This is a genomic window from Bradyrhizobium manausense, assembly GCF_018130615.1.
GTDB classification, from domain to species: Bacteria; Pseudomonadota; Alphaproteobacteria; order Rhizobiales; family Xanthobacteraceae; genus Bradyrhizobium; species Bradyrhizobium manausense_A.
This window is the reverse complement of record NZ_JAFCKB010000014.1, coordinates 128,025-147,173: the sequence shown is the minus strand read 5'-3', so window position 1 is coordinate 147,173 and position 19,149 is coordinate 128,025. Positions and strand designations below refer to the sequence as shown.

General features: G+C 63.6%; 18 protein-coding genes. 8 read left to right on the top strand and 10 right to left on the bottom strand.

Annotated elements, in window-relative coordinates; translation table 11 throughout:
• Positions 1-6: 6 nt before the first annotated feature.
• Genes JQ587_RS24480 through JQ587_RS24455 form a run of 6 tightly spaced genes read right to left on the bottom strand, consistent with a single transcriptional unit; the run spans position 7 to position 5,479 of the window.
• A complete protein-coding gene (locus JQ587_RS24480; RefSeq protein ID WP_212426979.1) occupies positions 7-489 on the bottom strand; it encodes a chemotaxis protein CheW in 483 nt (160 codons plus the stop codon).
• Positions 490-521: 32 nt separating this feature from the next.
• Positions 522-2,219 (bottom strand): methyl-accepting chemotaxis protein, encoded by a 1,698-nt coding sequence (locus JQ587_RS24475; RefSeq protein ID WP_212426978.1) that lies wholly within the window; start codon positions 2,217-2,219, stop codon positions 522-524.
• A 38-nt stretch (positions 2,220-2,257) separates the two neighbouring features.
• Positions 2,258-2,719 (bottom strand): chemotaxis protein CheW, encoded by a 462-nt coding sequence (locus JQ587_RS24470; RefSeq protein WP_212426977.1) that lies wholly within the window; start codon positions 2,717-2,719, stop codon positions 2,258-2,260.
• Entirely contained in the window at positions 2,719-4,794 is a 2,076-nt protein-coding gene (locus tag JQ587_RS24465; RefSeq protein WP_212426976.1) for a chemotaxis protein CheA, read from the bottom strand. The genes JQ587_RS24470 and JQ587_RS24465 overlap by 1 nt, the downstream gene beginning before the upstream one ends.
• Positions 4,791-5,156, bottom strand: a complete 366-nt coding sequence (locus JQ587_RS24460) for a response regulator (RefSeq protein WP_212299876.1) — start codon at positions 5,154-5,156, stop codon at positions 4,791-4,793. The genes JQ587_RS24465 and JQ587_RS24460 overlap by 4 nt, the downstream gene beginning before the upstream one ends.
• Positions 5,156-5,479, bottom strand: a complete 324-nt coding sequence (locus JQ587_RS24455; protein WP_212426975.1) for an STAS domain-containing protein — start codon at positions 5,477-5,479, stop codon at positions 5,156-5,158. The genes JQ587_RS24460 and JQ587_RS24455 overlap by 1 nt, the downstream gene beginning before the upstream one ends.
• 281 nt (positions 5,480-5,760) lie before the next feature.
• Between JQ587_RS24455 and JQ587_RS24450 the strand changes: the two genes are divergently transcribed.
• From JQ587_RS24450 to JQ587_RS24440, 3 genes are all read left to right on the top strand, one after another.
• A complete protein-coding gene (locus tag JQ587_RS24450) occupies positions 5,761-6,897 on the top strand; it encodes an HD domain-containing phosphohydrolase (RefSeq protein WP_212426974.1) in 1,137 nt (378 codons plus the stop codon).
• Positions 6,898-7,081: 184 nt separating this feature from the next.
• Complete coding sequence (locus tag JQ587_RS24445) at positions 7,082-7,750, top strand: hypothetical protein (protein ID WP_212299878.1); 669 nt, start codon at positions 7,082-7,084, stop codon at positions 7,748-7,750.
• A gap of 19 nt (positions 7,751-7,769) precedes the next feature.
• The gene (locus tag JQ587_RS24440) at positions 7,770-9,920 is read left to right on the top strand and encodes an adenylate/guanylate cyclase domain-containing protein (protein ID WP_212426973.1); all 2,151 of its coding nucleotides are present in this window, start codon (positions 7,770-7,772) and stop codon (positions 9,918-9,920) included.
• A gap of 187 nt (positions 9,921-10,107) precedes the next feature.
• On the opposite strand, the gene pobA is transcribed toward JQ587_RS24440, so the two are convergent.
• Positions 10,108-11,280, bottom strand: a complete 1,173-nt coding sequence (pobA, locus tag JQ587_RS24435) for a 4-hydroxybenzoate 3-monooxygenase (RefSeq protein WP_212426972.1) — start codon at positions 11,278-11,280, stop codon at positions 10,108-10,110.
• 50 nt (positions 11,281-11,330) lie between these two features.
• Between pobA and JQ587_RS24430 the strand changes: the two genes are divergently transcribed.
• Positions 11,331-12,236: a helix-turn-helix domain-containing protein gene (locus JQ587_RS24430; RefSeq protein ID WP_212426971.1), complete on the top strand. Its 906-nt coding sequence runs from the start codon at positions 11,331-11,333 to the stop codon at positions 12,234-12,236.
• A gap of 9 nt (positions 12,237-12,245) precedes the next feature.
• Here the strand turns inward: JQ587_RS24430 and JQ587_RS24425 are convergent, their stop codons facing one another.
• A complete protein-coding gene (locus JQ587_RS24425) occupies positions 12,246-12,623 on the bottom strand; it encodes an SPW repeat protein (protein WP_212426970.1) in 378 nt (125 codons plus the stop codon).
• Positions 12,624-13,098: 475 nt separating this feature from the next.
• Between JQ587_RS24425 and JQ587_RS24420 the strand changes: the two genes are divergently transcribed.
• Complete coding sequence (locus JQ587_RS24420) at positions 13,099-13,710, top strand: LabA-like NYN domain-containing protein (protein WP_212426969.1); 612 nt, start codon at positions 13,099-13,101, stop codon at positions 13,708-13,710.
• Positions 13,711-13,734: 24 nt separating this feature from the next.
• Here the strand turns inward: JQ587_RS24420 and pcaG are convergent, their stop codons facing one another.
• Both pcaG and pcaH read right to left on the bottom strand, forming a co-directional pair.
• Positions 13,735-14,361, bottom strand: coding sequence for a protocatechuate 3,4-dioxygenase subunit alpha (gene pcaG / locus JQ587_RS24415; protein WP_212426968.1), 627 nt, complete (start codon positions 14,359-14,361; stop codon positions 13,735-13,737).
• A gap of 3 nt (positions 14,362-14,364) precedes the next feature.
• Positions 14,365-15,147, bottom strand: coding sequence for a protocatechuate 3,4-dioxygenase subunit beta (gene pcaH, locus JQ587_RS24410; RefSeq protein ID WP_212426967.1), 783 nt, complete (start codon positions 15,145-15,147; stop codon positions 14,365-14,367).
• 96 nt (positions 15,148-15,243) lie between these two features.
• Here pcaH and JQ587_RS24405 point away from each other — a divergent pair, with 96 nt between their 5' ends.
• From JQ587_RS24405 to pncB, 3 genes are all read left to right on the top strand, one after another.
• Positions 15,244-16,173, top strand: a complete 930-nt coding sequence (locus JQ587_RS24405) for a LysR family transcriptional regulator (protein WP_212426966.1) — start codon at positions 15,244-15,246, stop codon at positions 16,171-16,173.
• A gap of 163 nt (positions 16,174-16,336) precedes the next feature.
• Positions 16,337-17,554 carry an Lpg1974 family pore-forming outer membrane protein gene (locus tag JQ587_RS24400; RefSeq protein WP_212426965.1) on the top strand — a complete coding sequence of 406 codons (1,218 nt, stop codon included), beginning with the start codon at positions 16,337-16,339 and terminating at the stop codon, positions 17,552-17,554.
• Positions 17,555-17,687: 133 nt separating this feature from the next.
• Positions 17,688-18,992, top strand: coding sequence for a nicotinate phosphoribosyltransferase (pncB, locus tag JQ587_RS24395; RefSeq protein ID WP_212426964.1), 1,305 nt, complete (start codon positions 17,688-17,690; stop codon positions 18,990-18,992).
• The last annotated feature ends 157 nt before the right edge of the window (positions 18,993-19,149 follow it).

Sequence of the window (19,149 nt, the reverse complement as noted above, 5' to 3'; positions counted from 1 at the left end):
ATCAATTCAGGCGGCCCGGGATGCGTCGGTGTCGGTGCTCTCCGGGATCCGGTCATGCGCCATCAGCTTGGCGAGATCGAAGATCACGACGAATTTCTCGCCCTTGCGGCCGATGCCGACGGCATAGTCGGACTGCCATTTTCCCCCCACCTCCGGGATCGGCTCGATCGCCTGCTCGTCGATGTCGGTGACCTCGAACACGCAGTCGGCGACGAAACCAACGCCGACGAGACGGTCCTTCATCGGCACGTCGAGGATGATGATGCGGGTCGCTTCGGTGGCGGCGATAGCCGGCAGGCCGAGCTTGGTCCGGAGATCCACGATCGGGTAGCCGGAACCGCGCACGTCGATCATGCCGAGCAGGAAGTCCGGGGCATGCGGCAGGCGCGAGATCGGCCGCATGTCGAGAATTTCCCGCACGTTGCGGATGCTGATGCCGAACGTCTCGCCGGCGAGCCCGAGCGTCAAATATTGCGAGGTTGCGGCCATGCTTGGGTCCAGGCTCCGATGGTTCTGGGGGGTCAGCGCTGAAACTCGGCGTCGCGATCGTCTTCGCCGTCCTGCATGTCGAAGGCGAAACCGCCGCCGTTTGCGACCTTCATCGCGCGCGCCGGCTTTCGAGCGGGCACCGGCTTCTTCCCGCCGCGATCCGCCGCCTGCATCTGCACCGCCTTGCTGCGGAGCTGGGTGACCGCGCGGTCGACCGACGCGGGCGCGGCACTTTCACTACGCCCGCCCTGCTCGATGCGGAAGAACGAGATGGTCGACTGGAGCTGCTCGGCCTGCGAGGCCAGCTCTTCCGAGGTCGAGGAGACCTGCTCGGAGGCACTGGCGTTCTGCTGGCCGACCTTGTCGAGTTGCTGGATCGCCTGGTTGATCTGCGAGGAGCCGACATCCTGCTCGCGGCAGGCGGCGGTGATCTCCTGGACCAGCTCGGCGGTCTTCTTGATATCGGGCACGAGCTTGGACAGCATGGAACCTGCTTCCTGCGCCACCTTCACGGTCTCGCTCGACAGCGTGCCGATGTCGGCCGCGGCAGCCTGGCTGCGCTCGGCGAGCTTGCGTACTTCAGAGGCGACCACCGCAAAGCCCTTGCCATGCTCGCCCGCGCGGGCGGCTTCGACTGCAGCATTCAAGGCGAGCAGATCGGTCTGACGCGCGATCTCCTGCACGATTGTGATCTTCTCGGCGATGGTCTGCATCGCCTGGACGGCGCGGCCCACGGCGACGCCGCTGGCTTCCGCATCCTTGGCCGACTGCGCCGCGATCTTCTCGGTCTGGTTGGCGTTGTCGGCGTTCTGCTTCACGTTGGAGGCCATCTCCTCCATCGAGGACGACGCCTCTTCGGCCGACGAGGCCTGCTCGGTCGCGCCCTGCGAGAGCTGCTCGGCGCTGGCGGAAAGCTCCTGGCTGCCGGCAGAGACGTTCTGGGCGGCGGTGAGCGCCTCGGCCACGATCTGCCGGAGCTTCCCGACCATCATGTTGAGCGACTTGATGAGGTCGCCAATCTCGTCATTGCTGGCAGAGGGGATCGTCTGATTGAGATCGCCGTCGGCCACTGCTCCGGCGAGGCTGACTGCGCGGCCGAGGGAGCGGCTGATCGAGATCGAAATCCACAAGGCGGCAGCGATCGCGACCATCAGCGAAACGCCCAGGAGGGTCATCAGCATGAACTGGGCCTGATGTCCCTCTTCCTTCGACACGACCGCCTGGTCCGCCATCTGCTTCTTGGTGTTTTCGACGTAAGCGCCCATGGAGTCGAGCGCTTCGTTCACGATTCTGCGTCCCTCGGTCGTGGAGCGATCCGCCGCCTTGACCTTGTCGGTCTTGGCGATCCGGATCGTCTCCTCCTGATACGCATTCATCTTGGCGTAGGTCACGGCAAAGGCGTCGAGCAATTTCTTGCCCGCCTCGCTCGCCAGGGCATAGACCTCATCCTTGGTCTTCATGGCGGCCTCGCGGCGCTTGGCGGCATCGGCTGCTGCCTGCTCGACCTCGCCCTCGTTGCCGATGATGGCGTTCTTTTCCGCACGAAGCTGGATGAGAATGTGCTTTTCGATCTCTGTGGCTTTTTCCATGCGCTTGGCGCGCAGGACCATGTTGTCGGCCGTCGCCATCATGTCGCCGAGCTTCATGTAGGCGACGCCGCCGGCGACCATCGACAGGACGATGACCAGGCCGAACGCGCTGGCAAGTTTCGCCTTGACCGTAAATCTCATATCCAGCCCCTAACCCCAGTCTCGCCCGAGACTCCGTTTCAATTCAGAATGCGTTCCATGTTCGGAACGATGACGAACTCTTCGCGCCATTTCGCGATGAAGCGAATGAACTCCGGCTTCCAGTGCATGCCGACGCGCGGCGTCTGCTGCACGTCTGTCTGCGAGATTTCCGTGACCTCATAGACCTTGTCGGCGGTGACGCCGACCAGCACGGGCTCGTCGTCGAGCTCGATCTCGATGACGACGATACGCGTATCAGCGGAGTCCTCGAGCTGCGGCATGCCGAAACGGATGCGCAAATCCGCCAGCGGAATGACGTTGCCGCGCACATTGATGACGCCGGGAACGAAGGCGCGCGCGCCGGCCACCTTGGTCACGGGCACGGGATCGATGATCTCGCGCACGAGACCGGCGTCGAGCGCAAATTTCTCCTCGCCGAGACCGATCATCACGACCTGCATCGCGTCGGCCCGGTGCTCGACCGCCAAACCATCCGACATTACGCCGCCTCGCTGATGTGTTGCCTCTCGACCTTCGACTGCGCCAGCGTGACCAGCTGCGCGACGTCGAGGATCAGCGCCGCCGTGCCGTCGCCGAGAATGGTCGCCCCGGAGAAGATCGTGACGTCCGAATGCAGCTTGGAGAGTGACTTGATCACGGTCTGGTGGTTGCCGATAATCTGGTCGGCGACGAGGCCGACGCGGGTCTCGCCGGTCGAGATGATGATCGTCTTCTGGTGACGGTCCGGCGCACCGGCCGACGACATGATCTCGCGCAGGCGCAGGAAGGGAACGAGATTGCCGCGCACGTTGAGGAAATTGCGGCCGCGCGAGCGCTCGTCCTCGGCGGTCAGCTCGACGCATTCCTCCACCGCCGACAGCGGAATGATATAGCGGCCTTCGCCGACGCGGATCAGCAGGCCTTCGATGATCGCCAGCGTCAGCGGCAGGCGCAGCGTCACGGTGGTGCCCTGGCCCGGCTTGGTCGACAGGTCGATCGAGCCGCGCATGTTCTCGATGGTGCGCTTGACCACGTCCATGCCAACGCCGCGGCCGGACAGTGCCGAGATGGTCTGCGCGGTCGAGAAGCCCGGATGGAACAGGAACTGGTGGATCTCGTGATCGGAGAGCACGGCGCCGGCGGCGATCAAGCCCTGCTCTTCGGCCTTGGCGCGGATACGGGCGGTGTTGAGGCCGCCGCCATTGTCCTTCACGGTGACGAGCACCTGTGCGCCGGAATGGACGGCCGCGAGCTCGATCCGGCCCTGCTCCGTCTTGCCGTTCGCGGAACGGGTCGCGGTATCCTCGATGCCGTGATCGATGGCGTTGCGGATCAGATGCACCAGCGGATCGGCCAGGCACTCGATCATGGTCTTGTCGAGCTCGGTATCTTCGCCCGAGGTCACGAACTCGACCGGCTTCGACAGGTCGCGCGACAAATCGTGGATCAGGCGGCGGAAGCGGCCGAACAGCGAGCCGATCGGCACCATGCGCGCGCCCATCGTGGTGTCGCGCAACGAGGAGGCGAGACGCTCGATCTCCTCAGCGATCATCTTGATCGAGAGATCAGAACCGGAAGCTGCGAGCTGGGTCAGCCGTGCCTGGGCAATGACGAGCTCGCCGACGCGGTCCATCAGCTCGTCGAGGCGCTCGGCCTGGACGCGGACGGTGGCGATGCCGCGATCGTCACGCTTGGCTTCGACCTTGGATTCAGGCTTGGATTCAGGCTTGGGCTCCGCCTTTGCGACGGGCTTCTCGACCGCGGGGGCCGCAACCGCCTCGACGACCGGTGCCGGCGCCTCGGCCGCCGGGGCAAGCTCCTCGTCGAGAAGCTGGAACAGCGGCGCCGGCGCAGGCGCTTCGACATGCTCCAGCGGCGAAAGCGTCAGCTTCATCTCGTCCGAGACGAACATGAAGACGTCGTCGATTGCGTCCTTGTCGCAGGCTGCGTGCAGCTTGACGTCCCACTTCAGATAGCAGTCTTCCGGCTCCATCTCGTCGAGGAATGGGACGCCGTCGGTGATTGGCACGACGAAGCAGGGACCGAGCTTGCAGAGATCTTCCAGCAGGTCGAGCGGGTTCGAGCCGTTGCGCAGGATGTGGGATTCGAATTCCAGGTAGAGTTGCCAGCCGGCCTGCTTGCTCTCGACAGCTGCCAGCGGCGGCGCTTCAACAATCTCGGCGACCGCTGCGACGGGCTGATCCGAGGATACGAAGCGCTTGAGGTCGTCGAGGATGGCTTCGCCGATGATATCGTCGGTCGATTGCGGATCTTCGATCAGCGCGCGGATATAGTCCTTGGCGGCAAGCGCCACCGAGATCAGCTCCTGGGTCGGCTTGATCTCGCCCCTGCGGACGCGATCGAACGCAGTCTCGAATTCGTGAGTGAAAGAGGCAACCTTGTCGAAGCCGAACATGGCGCCCGAGCCCTTGATCGTGTGCAGGGCGCGGAAGGCGGAATCGACCAGCTCGCGGTCGTCGGGACGCTGGCCGAGATCGAGCAGGGCCCCTTCGAGGACTTCGAACAGCTCGCTGGCTTCCTGGCGAAAGACCTCGGTCGGGTCCATCGCGCTCATGCGCGCACCAGTCTTGCGACGACTGCGAGCAATTGCTCAGGCTTGAACGGTTTGGTGATCCAGCCGGTGGCGCCGGCGCTCTTGGCCTCCTGCTTCACCGTGTCGTTGGACTCGGTGGTCAGGAACACGATGGGCATGCCGACCGCGCTCGGCAGCTTGCGCAGCGCCTTGATCAGCTCCAGCCCATTCATGACAGGCATATTGAGGTCGGTAATGACGAGGTCGAGTTTGCCGGCTTGCGCCTTGGCGAGACCTTGCGCGCCGTCGCCGGCCTCGATCACGCTGTGACCGGCCGGCTCGAGCACGACCTTGATCATCTGCCGGATGCTGGGAGAATCGTCGACCGTGAGAATCGTGGCCATCAGATGCCATCTTTCTTTTGCGGGAAGTGCTGATCGATCATCGCGTCGCTGGCGAATCCGGCGCGGCGAAGGGTGTTACGCAGAGATTGGGAGAAGGAGGTCAGGACCACCGGGCGGCCCTGGGCGTCGCCGGTCTTGGCGGCCGACAGCAGAAGCTGGATCGAGGTCACGTCGGCCTTGTCGACGCTGGAGCAATCGATCTCGAGCCGGTCCTGCCGGCCGAATGCTTCGCGGATCAGCTCGTAAACACTGCGGATCGCGGCGATGCTGCAATCTGCAGGCAGCCGTAGGGACCACTTCGGCTCAGTGACATCAGACGACATTCGTCCCCCAGATTTGCTGGAATTCGCTGCAACTACCGAACGAATCCCACACGACGACTATTCGGGGGGAGAGTATGCAAACCCCTAACGGAATCCTCCGTACAACTACGGGTCACATTTCATCGGAATTCGCGCAAATGCATGCAAGCGTGCACAGCCCGTAAAATCACGCGCGCGTAACGTTGAGGCGATTTGCCGCGGTGCGGACGTTTGCTCCGCGTTAAATCGCGCCGGCTATTCCTTGAGATCACGCCTCGCCATCCGAACGAGTCCGGCCGCCGATGCTGACCCAAGCGCTTCTGGTTGATGACAGCCGCTCTGTCCTCAATTTCCTGAAACGTCATATCGAAGCGGAAGGCCTCGTCGAGGCCACCACATTCCTCGATCCCGTCGAGGCGCTGGCTTGCGCGCGCGAACGCGTCTTCGACCTCGTACTTGTCGACTACGAAATGCCGCACATGGACGGCATCAGCTTCATTCGCACACTTCGTACGCTGCCGGGCTGCGCTGACATTCCGATCGCGATGATCACGTCGCGGCAGACCGACGACATCAAAATGGAAGCGCTGCAGGCGGGTGCAACCGATTTCCTGCCCAAGGCACCGCAGAGCGTCGAGATGACGGTGCGCTTACGGAATTTGATTCAGCTCGGTGCAGCCGTGCGCAAGCTCAACGATCGCGCCGCGCATCTGGCCAGCGAGGTTGCTGCCGCAACACGCAAGCTCGGCGAGCGCGAGGAAGAGATCATCCTGCGGCTCGCGCTCGCGGTCGAATATCGCGACAACGACACCGGCGAGCATACGCTGCGGGTCGCCCGCTACAGCCGGATCATCGCCGAACAGCTCGGCCTTCCCGCCCGGTTGTGCCGTGACATCTATCTTGCCGCCCCCCTGCACGACGTCGGCAAGGTCGCAATTCCCGACAACATCCTGCTCAAGCCCGGCAAGCTGACCAACGACGAGATGGCGGTGATCCGTACCCATGCGACGATCGGCGAGAAGATCTTGGCCGGTTCCAGCTGCGAGCTGATCCAGCTCGGTGCAGAAATCGCGTCTGGCCATCATGAGCGCTGGGACGGCACCGGCTATCCGAACGGCCTCAAGGCGGACGAGATCCCGGTCGCCGCGCGCGTGGTCGCGGTCGCCGACGTCTTCGACGCCCTGACGACCCGACGGCCATATAAAGAGCCGATGCCGCTGGAACTAGCGCGTGACTATCTGGTCGCAAACCAGGGGCGGCAGTTCGACCCGGCCTGCGTCGAGGCCTTTCTGTCGCGCTGGGACGAGGTGATGGGCATCGCAGCCGGACCAGCTGCAATGCCGTTGCAGAAATCCGAGGTGGTCCTCGCACCCTTTATATTGGGTGCGACCGGGGACCGTCCGGACGAGGACCGAATGCCCGACGCCGCCGCGGTCTGACATCGCGGCTGACGTTCCGGTTTGCTGCGGCGCCGTTTTCTGCCATCAACGATTTGAACCTGTTCCTGCCAGGGGTGCACCAATACCGAGAGTGATTCTGATCACACTTGCCTGGGACATCTCCTGCTAGGCTCCCGCCGGGACGTGGATCAGTCGCATATCGTTCGAATTGGAAGAGACAGTCATGAGAAGCCTGATCGGCGCCATCGTCGGCGTGTTTTGCCTGAGCGCCCCGGCCCTCGCGGAAACGCCGGCCGCCATCGTCGAGGACGTGCAGGGCAAGGTCGACGGCATCGAATTCATGGATTATGTGGCGCCCGGGAAGATCATCAAGCTCGGTCCCAAGGCCGGCATCACGCTGAGCTATCTCAAATCCTGCCTGCGCGAGACCATCACCGAAGGCGTGGTGCTGGTCGGGGCGGAGCAGAGCACCGTGCAGCTCGGCAACGTCGAGCGCGTCAAGGTGCCGTGCGATGCCAACGCTGCACAGCTCTCCGAGCGCGAGGCGAACCAGAGCGCTGCGACCACGTTCCGCACGATGCGAGTTGACACCAACAGCGCGCCGGCCAAGCTGCCGACGATCTACGGTACCGCACCGCTGATCCAGGCCAAGAGCGGCAGCACGCTGGTGATCGAGCGGACCGACGGCAAGGAGCCCACGATCAGCCTGCCGCTCAAGAACGACATCATGGTCGCCAAAAAATTCTACGACCTTTCAAAAGCCGGCAAATCGCTCACGCCGGGGGGCAGCTATCTCGCGAAGATCGGCGCCAAACGCTACACCTTCCAGGTCGACGCCGGCGCGACCTCGTCGCCGACGCCGATTGTCGGCCGTCTGCTGCGGCTCGAATAGACGGCCCGCGTCAGCAGCGATGCGGCGGATCGGCAGGCGGGACATCGTTGCGGCGATCCTGATTGGACTCGTTGCGGGCGCGGCTGTCACGTCTCCGCCACTCCAGAGGCTGCAAGGTCTCTCGCTCGACATTCTCACGGCCTTGCGCTGGAAGCTGATTGGCGACCGCCGCGATCCCGCGACCTCGCCGGTCGTCGTCGTCGCGATTGACGGGGAGACCTACGACACCCCGCCCTTCAAGGGCTCGCCGACGCAGACCTGGACACGGGAGATCGGCCGGGTGCTCGGCGGCATCACCGAGGGCGGCGCCAAGGTCATCGGATTCGACGTTATCTTTCCGAGTTCGATCGAGCAGTCGGAAATTCCCTTTGGCGATACCTCATTCGGCAGCCGTGTGAGAGGATTTGACCGGGACTATCTGATTGCGCTCCGGCGCCTCTCCGACAGCGGCAAGCTCGTGCTCGGCGAGATTCTCAGCAACGACCATCCGGACAGGCCCGATCGCGCGCAGCAACTGGCGGTGAAAAACAACATCCGCGCCCTCAACGTTCATACCGACCCCGACAACGTGATCCGGCGGACGCCGTTGAGCTTCTTGATCGAAGGCCAGCCGGTACCCGCAATGGCCGTCGAACTCGCCGCACGTTCACTCGGCCTCGAGCCCGAGACCGGACCGGCCGGCGTGACGAGCTTGTCCGGCTACACGATCCCGGGCACGCCCCCCAACACGCTCACACTCAATTTTCGCGGCATGGGCCGCGATATCCCAGCCTATTCTTTCGCCGATTTGCGTGCCTGTATCGAGAAGGGAGACACCGACTTCTTCCACCGTGCGTTCGACGGCAAGATCGTATTGCTCGGCAGCGTGCTGACCTTCGAAGACCGCAAGCTCACTTCGATGCATTTGAGCCGCGCACATGACGGGAGGCCTGCGGCGCGATGCGCCCTGCCCGCGCCTGCGGGCGCTGCGCGAGAAGTCCGTAGCGGAATCGCCGGCGTCTTCGTCCATGCCACGGCCGTGCGAAATCTGATCGAGCATGATGCCATCACCGAGCTCGGCTCTCCACTGCGGCTGATTCTGGCGATTGTGTTCGCAGCGATCGCTGCCTGCGCGGCCTGCCTGCTCGCTCCGACCGGCGCGGCGATCACCTGGTTTGCACTCACCGTTACCTACACCGCTGTCGCTGTCGCCACATTCACCCATGCCGTCGCACTTCCCCTGACCGAGCCGGTGCTTGCGGGCCTCGCAGCTCTCGCGATGATGATCGGCTATCGCTTCGTCATCGCCGACCGCGAGGAGCGCTTCCTGCGCAAGAGTTTTGCGTTCTATCTCGCGCCGGAGGTGATCGACAGCATGGTTGCCTCCGGCAAGATGCCCGTGCTCGGCGGCGAGATGCGCAACATCACCATGTTCTTCTCGGACCTCAGCGGCTTCTCCTCGATCGCCGAGAAGATGGCGCCGGCCGAGTTGGTCGCGCTGATGAACGAATATCTCTCGGCCATGACCGACATCATCGAAGGCCATGGCGGCTATGTCGACAAATATATCGGCGATTCCATCGTCGCGATGTTCGGTGCGCCGGCCGACGATCCCGATCACGCGCGGCACGCGGTCGCCGCCGCGCTGCAATGCCGCGACCGCCTCGAAGAGCTCAACGAGAACCATCCCGCGTTTCGGGGACGCGGCCTTGCCCACCGCATCGGGCTGAACAGCGGCGAGGCCGTGGTCGGCAACATCGGCTCGCGCCGACGCTTCAACTACACCGTGATGAGCGACACCGTAAACCTCGCCTCGCGGCTCGAAGGCGCCAACAAATATTTCGGCACCGTGATCATGGCGTCCGAGATGACCGCGAACCAAAGCCGCGACGCCTATATCTGGCGCGAGCTGGACCTGGTCAGGGTGCAGGGGCGCGACGAGCCGATCAGGGTGTACGAGCCGCTCGCCGAGAAGAACCAGGAGACGCAGCAGCAGAGCATCCACGCGGCGACTTACGCCAAGGGACTTGCGTACTGGCGCGCACGCGACTTCACGAAAGCCGCCGAGCTGTTCGAAAGCGCCGCCGGCGATGACCCGCCGTCCCGATATTTTGCCAAGCGCGCGAGAGCCCTAGCCGCCAATCCACCGCCGGCCGACTGGACGCCGGTGAATACGCTCGAAGGGAAGTAGTGGCTGCGAGCTACACGCGCAGGTGCACCCTCTCCCCTTGTGGGAGAGGGTGGCTCGCCGCAAAGCGGCGAGACGGGTGAGGGGTTCTCTCCGCGCGTGACCTCTTACATTTGGACCTGCTGAAGCAACCCCTCATCCGGCGCTTCGCGCCACCTTCTCCCACAAGGGGAGAAGGGATTACACTAAGTTAGAACGGCAGCCCCACATAGTTCTCCGCGAGCAACCGCTGCGCCGTCTCGGACGAAAGCAGGTACTCCAGCTCGATCTGCTGCAGCCGGTCTTCATAGTCGGAACGGTCGGGAAAGCGGTGCAGCAGCATCGTCATCCACCACGAGAAGCGCTGCGCCTTCCAGATCCGGGCCAGCGCCTTGGCGGAATAACCTTTCAGCCCTGAATCGTCGCCCTGCTGATAATGCGCGAGCATCGCGTGATAGAGATAATAGATATCGGAAGCTGCACTGTTCAGCCCGCGCGCGCCGGTCGGGGGCACGATGTGAGCGGCGTCGCCGGCGAGGAACAGGCGGCCATAGCTCATCGGCTCGGCGACGAAGCTGCGCAATGGCGCGATGCTCTTTTCGATCGAGGGGCCGGTGACCAGCCGCGCAGCGACGTCGTCCGGCAGACGACGCCTCAGCTCGTCCCAGAACGCATCGTCCGACCAATCCTCGACCTTGTCGGTCAGAGGCACCTGGACGTAATAGCGGCTCAGCACCTGTGAGCGCAGCGAGCAGAGCGCAAAGCCGCGCTCGTGCCTCACATAGATCAACTCCGGCGACACCGGCTTGGTGCGCGACAGCACGCCGAGCCAGCCGAACGGATAGACCTTCTCATACTCGCGCAGCACATCCTTCGGGATCGACTTACGGCTGACACCATGAAAGCCGTCGGCGCCGACGATATAGTCGCAATCGACTCGAACGGTCTCACTGTTCGCGCGGTACGTCACGTAGGGCTGGTCCGACGTCAAATCATGTGGCGTCACGTTCTCGGCATTATGTACGATCTTGCCGGCGAGACGGTCGCGCGCCTCGTAGAGGTCGCGCGTCAACTCGGTCTGGCCGTAGACCAGCACCGAATTGCCGCCGGAATGCTTGTGCAGATCGATATGGGAGAGCACCCCGTCATGGGCGATCTCGAAGCCGTTGTGGATCTCGCCCTCGCGGTCCATACGCTCGCCGCACCGTGCCTCGCGCATCAGCCTGGCAAAGCCGTGTTCGAGCACACCGGCACGGATGCGGGCCAGCACGTGGTCGCGGCTGTATTTCTCCAGCACGATCGTGTCGATGCCCTTCAGGTGCAAGAGCTGGGACAGCAGCAGCCCGGACGGCCCACCGCCAATGATGCAAACCTGAACTTTCATTTTTCCGTCCTCCCGTCGGCACTTTTTTGCAGATTTCGCGGCGCGGACCGATGGAGGGTTTTGCCATTGTCTTGTACTATTCGAACATGAGAACCGAAGCCCCCGCCCCGGCCATCCGGGTCTACAATCTGTTCGGCGAGGCCGGCGACCTGCCCGACGTCGTGCATTGCGAGACGATTGCGTCCCGCTCGGTGCTGCATGACTGGACACTCGCCGTGCACCGGCATGCCCGCCTGCACCAGGTGCTGTTGATCGAACGCGGCGGCGGCGAAGCGACGCTCGACGGACGCGTGGTGCCCCTGAAGCCGATGCAGATCGTCAACGTTCCAGTTGGCCATGTCCATGGCTTCCGGTTCATTCCGGGAACCCAGGGCTGGGTGCTGACTATCGCCGCGGAGATCCTGGACGAGGCGCTGCTTGCCGCCGAGGGCCTGCGCAGCGTGCTGTCCCGGTCCGCCGTCGTGCTTGGCACCCCGCAGATCCGCGCGACCATGAAGCAGATCTTTGCCGAACACGCTGCGCGCGATTTCGGCCGCGCGCACGTCCTGCGCGCATTGTCCGCCGCCATGATCGGTCTCGTGGCACGTGCGCTCGCAGGCGAGAGCGGCGGCAGCGGCAGTGCAGATTCAAATCTGTTCCGTCGTTTCGAGGCCTTGCTCGAACAGCATCATCTGGAGCGCTGGACCGTGGCGGACTACGCGAAGGCGCTGGCAATCACGCCGACCCATCTCAACCGGGTCACGCGCGCGGCGACCGGCGACACAGCCTCGCACCTAGTCCTGAACCGGCTGATCCGCGAAGCGCGGCGCAACCTCGTCTATACCAATCTGCCGGTCTCGACGATCGCCTATGCACTCGGATTCGAGGATCCCGCCTATTTCAGCCGGGTCTATGCTGCGGCCACGGGGCTGTCGCCACGCGCCTTTCGCGCGCAGCTCCATGGCGACGACGGCTGATCCGAACCCTTACTGGTGCGCGCTCTCCGCCGGGGCTTCCTCCGGATGTCTCTTCTCGTAATGCAAGAAGAGATCGAGCAGGGCCAGAAGCAGGATGACGATGCCAAAGCCTATGCTCAGATGCATCGCCCGCGTGTGCGGAAATCCGAGCAGCCAGGGTGACGCAATCAGCCAGACGCCCATCAGGACGTTGATCCACTCCTCCCAGTCCCGGTAGGCGATGATAGCCGCAAGCGAGAGCACGACGATGATTGCGCTCGTGATCCAAAGATCGATCTTGCCCTGGCTGTTCGTCAATTTGAACAGCCACGGCGAGATGAAGAGAACGGCGGCGAGAAACAGATTGTAGACGTCAGGGGCGGTTTCGCGCTCTTGTAGCTTGCTCATGACACCCTCCGCGCGGGACGTGTCAAAGCAAAGATCGGAAAGCGATTTGGTTCCTGACCAGCAGTGGCGTTCCGCCTAGACTTTGGTCTCAATCTGGAACCGAAGCGACGACAATAGTCCGGCGGCGCGGTGGGAGCACGCGCAAGATGCTACGACCCAGCTTCCACCTGCAGCCGTTGGTCTGTTGCCGGAGCGACCACCTACCTTCGTATGTGGAGCCCTATCCTTTGGATGGAGGCATTTTACCTCGGTACAATTGAGCAGCGAATGCGCGCGCCTTAGCCTGACTGCATTCGGCGCCCTGGCGCCGGTGGCATCGAATCCTCCCTAACCTTGGCGCAAGGCGGCCATCCCTGTCGGTCGCCGGCGCCGTTTTTCAGCAAGCCATCGGCACCTTCAGAGTTTTCGGGCTGACGCACCGCGCCATTTCGGCTGGACCGCCCGGCTTTTCCACGGAACCGAGGATTTACACCCAATGTCTTCAGTCGAGAAGATCGCGCTTTTTATCGATGGCGCCAATCTCCATGCCACCTCCAAGGCGCTCGGCTTCGACATCGATTACAGGCATCTGCTCAGCGAATTCCAGAGCCGCGGAAAGCTGCTGGGCGCCTTCTACTACACGACGGTCGTCGAGGATCAGGAGTATTCGTCAATCCGCCCCTTGATCGATTGGCTCGACTATAACGGGTACACCGTCGTCACCAAACTCACCAAGGAGTTCGTCGACGTCACAACTGGCCGCCGCAAGATGAAGGGCAGCATGGATGTCGACCTCGCCGTAAGTGCGCTGGAGCTCGCAGAGCACGTCGATCGGATCGTGTTATTCTCGGGCGATGGAAATTTCCGTTCGCTGGTGGAAGCCCTGCAACGCCGCGGTGCCCACGTTACGGTCGTCTCCACGCTCTCCACTCAGCCTCCCATGGTCGCCGACGCCCTGCGCCGCCAGACGGACCTCTTCATTGATTTGGCGGAGCTGAAGCCAAGGGTGGGGCGCGCCCCGACCGACCGGCCGGGATCGCGCGAGATGCGTCAGCCACCGCAGTTCGTCGCGCGCGAAGCGACCAACCGCGACGACCGGGTAGAGTGATCCTGCGGGACGGCCGCCGGATCTTCACACGTCGAAGAACACCGTCTCGTCTGGCCCCTGCAAATTGATCGTGAAGGAATACACGACCTTGCCGGCGCGCTCGCTGCGCGTGGCGATCAGCGTCTTGCGGCGCACGGCCGGCTCAACCAGGTTGAGCACCGGATCGTCGGCATTCACGGCTTCCTCGTCGGAGAAGTACAGGCGCGTGTTGAGACCGATATTGATGCCGCGCGCGACGATCCAGACATTGATGTGAGGCGCGCATTTGCGGCCCGTCTTGTCGACGATGGCGCCGGGCTTGATGGTCTCGAACGTGATGAGGCCACTGTCGAAGTCCGAGCCGCCACGACCCCAGCCGCGGAAATCCTGGTCCAGCGCGCCGGCGGAGCGGTCGGCTGGATGGTTGTAGCGGCCGGCCGCGTTGGCCTGCCAGATCTCGAGGAGCACGTCGCGCAACGGCGAGCCGCTGCCGTCGAGCACCTTGCCTTCCAGCGTGATACGCTCGCCTTGCGTGTTCGGCGTCACCAGCACGTTGGAGAAATTCTTCTCGAAAATGTCGAAGCCGGCCATGGCCGGAATCAGGCCGATATGAACGTAGGGCCCTGCGGTCTGCGAGGCGGTTTCCTTGAGATAGTTGAGCGGCTGCGGCATGGCTCAGTTCCCCGCGGTGCGATTTTCGAAGTAGGTGGAGCGCTGGCCGCGCAGCACGATATCGAAGCGGTAGGCCAGCGAGTCGAACGGCGTCGAGGCGTTGAGGTCGAGCGGCGCCACCAGGCGATCCAGCGCGTCCTTGTCCGGAATCGTCGTCAGGATCGGGCAGACCGGAATCAGGGGATCTCCCTCGAAATACATCTGCGTGATCAGCCGCTGCGCAAAGCCCGAGCCGAACACCGAGAAGTGGATGTGGGCGGGACGCCAGCTGTTGACGAAGTTGCGCCAGGGATAGGGGCCGGGCTTCACCGTCCGGAAGTAGTAGTAGCCGGTGTCATCCGTCAGCGCGCGGCCGCAGCCGCCGAAGTTCGGATCGATCGGCGCAAGATAGGTATCCTTCTTGTGCCGGTAGCGACCGCCGGCATTGGCTTGCCAGAACTCGACCAGCGTGTTGGGCACGCCGCGGCCGGTCTCGTCCAGCACCTGGCCGTGGACGACGATGCGCTCGCCCACGGGATCGCCGTCCTTGGCGTAATTGCGGATCAGATCGTTGTCGAGCGGTCCGAGATCGTTGTGACCGAACACCGGCCCTGTGATCTCCGAGGCCGAGTTCTCGATCGACAGCAGCGACTGGCGCGGCGAGCGCAGCACCGACGATTTGTAGCCGGGCGCGTAGGCCGGCGGATGGATCGAGCGGTCGCGCTGGAAGAAGCCGCCGTCGCGCGGCGTGAATGGCTCGGGGCTGTTGAGGCGGGGATCCCTTAAGGCTGGCGCCTGGACATTCATCGGCGTTGTCTCTCCCTTAGGCGCCCCGGGGCCGGGTGCGCGGCTTATTGAACGATAATGCCGCCACCTATTCTCAAGATAAATAGATCGATTATAATGTATTCCATGAAGAAAATCGATCATTTGGCACTCGACGGCCACGCCCTCGAATTGTTCCTCGCGGTGCTGGAGGAAGGCTCGGTCACGGCGGCCGCGACGCGGCTCGGCCTGACGCAATCCGCCGTCAGCCACAGCCTCAACAAGCTGCGGCGGATCGCCGGCGATCCGCTGTTCGCGAAGTCCGGCCGCGGCATCGTCGCCACCGCCCACGCCCAAGCATTGGCCGCGAAGGCGCGCGCGTTGATCGACGAGATGCGCAGCTTTGCCGGCGGCGTCACCTTCGAGCCGACGCAGGCGCAGCTTTCGCTGACGATCGCCGCCAACGACTTCCAGCGCGATCTGCTGCTGCCTCGCTTCTTCGGTCACGTCGCCTCACAAGTGAAGGGGCTGGACCTGCGCGTGATCCCCTCGCAATCGCCCTCGCCCGCGATGCTGCGCGAGAATCGCTGCGACCTTCTGATCACGCCACTGCCGCCGTCCGGCGTCGATATCGTGCAGAAGCGGCTGCTGAGCGATCATTACGTCTGCTATTACGATCCCAGGGCGCGCGCCGCACCAGCTGACCGCAGCGCTTATCTCGCCGCACGTCACATCACGGTGGTCTATACCGATAACGAGCGGCTCGACTTCGATCGCCGGCTTGCGGCGAACGGCCTCCACCGCGACATCGCCATTTCCGTACCGAGCTTCTCCGGCGTGCCGTCGTTCCTGCGCGGCTCGCAGATGCTCGCGAGCATGCCGAGCCTGCTCGCCTCCGGCGTCATGCACGGCTTCGCGCATGCGCGGATTCCGCTGGCCTCACGCACGCGCACGCTGGCCGAGTTGCCGATGTTCATGGTCTGGCATCAGCGATATCAGAAGGACCCGGCGCATCGCTGGATCAGGAGCCAGCTCGAAACTGTCGCAGCGACAGCCGCGAGCGGCTGACCAAGCATTGAGCACAAGCTGCGGCCGATCGGCCACACCAACGTCCTGAAATATCGCGCCATGCGCGACCGCCGGCCGAGTTCAACCGTCTGGTTGATGCGCGATCCGCGATTCGCCCTCACGGTGCGCGCAACTGGAACTGGTGCGGGACGAGGTGCATACAATGAAGAAAATTATTGCAGTCATGCTCGGCGCGAGTGCGGCATTGACGTCGACGGGCGCCGTGGCCGGTGAGCTCGAAGACACCAAGGCGCGCCTCGAAGTTCTCGAAAGGCAAAGCGACGCGATCCGGAAGGAAAACACCGCGTTGCGCGAAAGCCAGCGGCTGCTTCGGGACAACGCACGGCTGAAATCGCAAAGCGCAAGCGCGGCGATCGCATCCGCCGGGACCGTCGCCCGATCTCGGCAGGAAAGCAGTGCGTCCGCCGCGATGTCGACTCCGACGCAACGGAGCAGTAGCCCATTGCAAGCCTACGCCGCCGACCTGCCGGTCAAGGCACTCCCACCTGGAGCTCCGGGGCAGTTCAGGGCTTGGATCGAAGGCGGCGCTATCTGGAGCGGCGGAGATCCAGTGTTCAACAATTACGACAATAATGGTGTGACCGGTGCATTCGATCTGACACCCGAGGTGGGCTGGGAAGCGGCCGTCGGATTCGACCATCGCTTCGCCGGATCTCCCTGGCACATCAGCGGCCAATTCCGTTACGGTGAAGGCGGCAAGACCGACGGCCAGCGAACTATCGCCATCGCCGGCGGCGGGGCCGTGGGAACGGAGACCTTTGGGGCTGCATACAAGGAAACTCACTGGCTTGCCGATCTTGCGGTGGGACGTGACATTGCCGGGCACGGGCCAGACGCGCTTCAGTTGAAGGGCGGTGTTCGCGTCGCCGAATTCGTCACCCGGAGTTGGAATTCGGATGTCCAGGCCGCTACGCTTGGCGGCGCTTCCTTCACGCTCTCGAATTTCAACGACACGCGGGCGAGCTTCTTGGGTGCAGGACCTCTTATCGGCGTCGAAGGCTCGGTCCCATTCGCCGGAAAATGGTCGTTCGACTATAACGGTGACGTCGCCTTGCTGTTCGGGCGGCAGCAGTCGCAGGTCACGGCGAGGACCATGACCGTCGTGACAGGCCCGGCTCCCTCTGCCACGGACCTGCTCGCGACGGGCGGTGATCGACTCTTTGCCGGCATACTAAGTGCCGACATTCAGGTCGGCGTGTCCTATTGGCTGACGCAAAACCTGAAGCTCGGCGCAGGCTATCGGCTCGACACGTTCATCAACGTGTTCAACCAGGCCGGCTCCTCCGGCTCCGGTTTCACGCCAGACCGCTACACGCACGGCCCGCGCGTCACGCTCACTGGACAGTTCGACGCGATGTAGGGAATAGGATGGAGAGACTACGCTGCCGCTGAGGCGGCCGCCCCGGGCAACGCTGCCGCCGAGGGTGGGGCGTGGCCCTGCCCTCTCGCCAAACCCACTGGTTGCGCGCGGTCGGCCACGCTAGAATTCGGTCATGACAGTGACCGACATTGCGAACCGAACCTACAATCACAGCTGGCGGCTGGATCCCATCATCCGCAGCCTGCTCGATACCGACTTCTATAAGCTATTGATGTTACAAATGATTCGGGAATCATACCCGGATCAGCAGGTTACATTTTCGGTCATCAACCGCTCGCGCCATGTGCGGCTCGCCGAGATCATCGACGAGGGCGAGCTGCGCGCCCAGCTCGACCATGCCCGCACCATCCGCTTCACCAAGAAAGAGCTGATCTGGCTTGCCGGTAATACCTTCTACGGCAAGACCCACATGTTCTCGGCGGACTTCATCCGCTGGCTCGCCGAATTCCGCCTTCCCGAATACGAGCTGCGCAAGGTCGAGGGCCAGTACGAGCTGCATTTCCACGGGCCCTGGGCTCACACCACGATGTGGGAGATTCCCGCCCTCGCCATTCTCAACGAATTGCGCTCGCGTTCGGCGATGAAAGGCCGCGGCCGCTTCGAGCTCGACGTGCTCTATGCCCGCGCCAAGGCCAAGCTGTGGACCAAGGTCGAGCGGCTGCGTGGACTCGAGAATTTGCGGCTGTCCGACTTCGGCACCCGCCGCCGCCACGGCTTCCTCTGGCAGCGCTGGTGCGTGGAAGCGGTGAAGGAGGGGCTGGGACCGTCCTTCATCGGCACCTCCAACGTGCTGCTCGCGATGGACAACGATCTCGAGGCAATCGGCACCAATGCGCACGAGCTGCCGATGGTCGCGGCCGCGCTCGCCAGGGACGACGAGGAATTGCGTTGGGCGCCCTATCGCATCCTCGACCAGTGGCGCCAGACCTATGGCGGCAATCTGCTGATCGCGCTGCCGGACGCCTTCGGGACGAAGGCCTTCCTGCGCGATGCCCCGGAATGGGTCGCCGACTGGACCGGTTTCCGCCCCGACAGCGCGCCGCCGATCCAGGCCGGCGAGGAGATCGTCGCCTGGTGGGAGAAGAAGGGCCGCAACCCCAAAGACAAGCTGCTTGTGTTCTCCGACGCGATGGATGTCGGCTCGATCGAGGAGACCTATCACCACTTCGCCGGCCGCGTACGACTGTCGTTCGGCTGGGGCACCAACCTCACCAATGATTTCGTCGGCTGCGCGCCCGACGGCTCGTTCAATCTCGATCCGATCTCACTGGTCTGCAAGGTATCGTCGGTCGACGGACATCCGGCCGTCAAGCTCTCCGACAATCCGGAGAAGGCGACCGGCATGCCCTCGGAGATCGAGCGCTATCTGCGTGTGTTCGGCGACGCCGGCCGCGTCCGCAAGCCGGTGCTGGTCTAGCGCCGGGCCAAATTCTCTCGATCGAGTAAATCGCAACGTTTGGATTCGCGACATCTGCGCGGTGATGCCGCGGCGGTTCCGGCTTCGTCGCATTTGCTGCGATCTGCGCGCATCCGTTTCATGGCGCTTTCACCTTGCGCCACGGTCTCTCGACAAT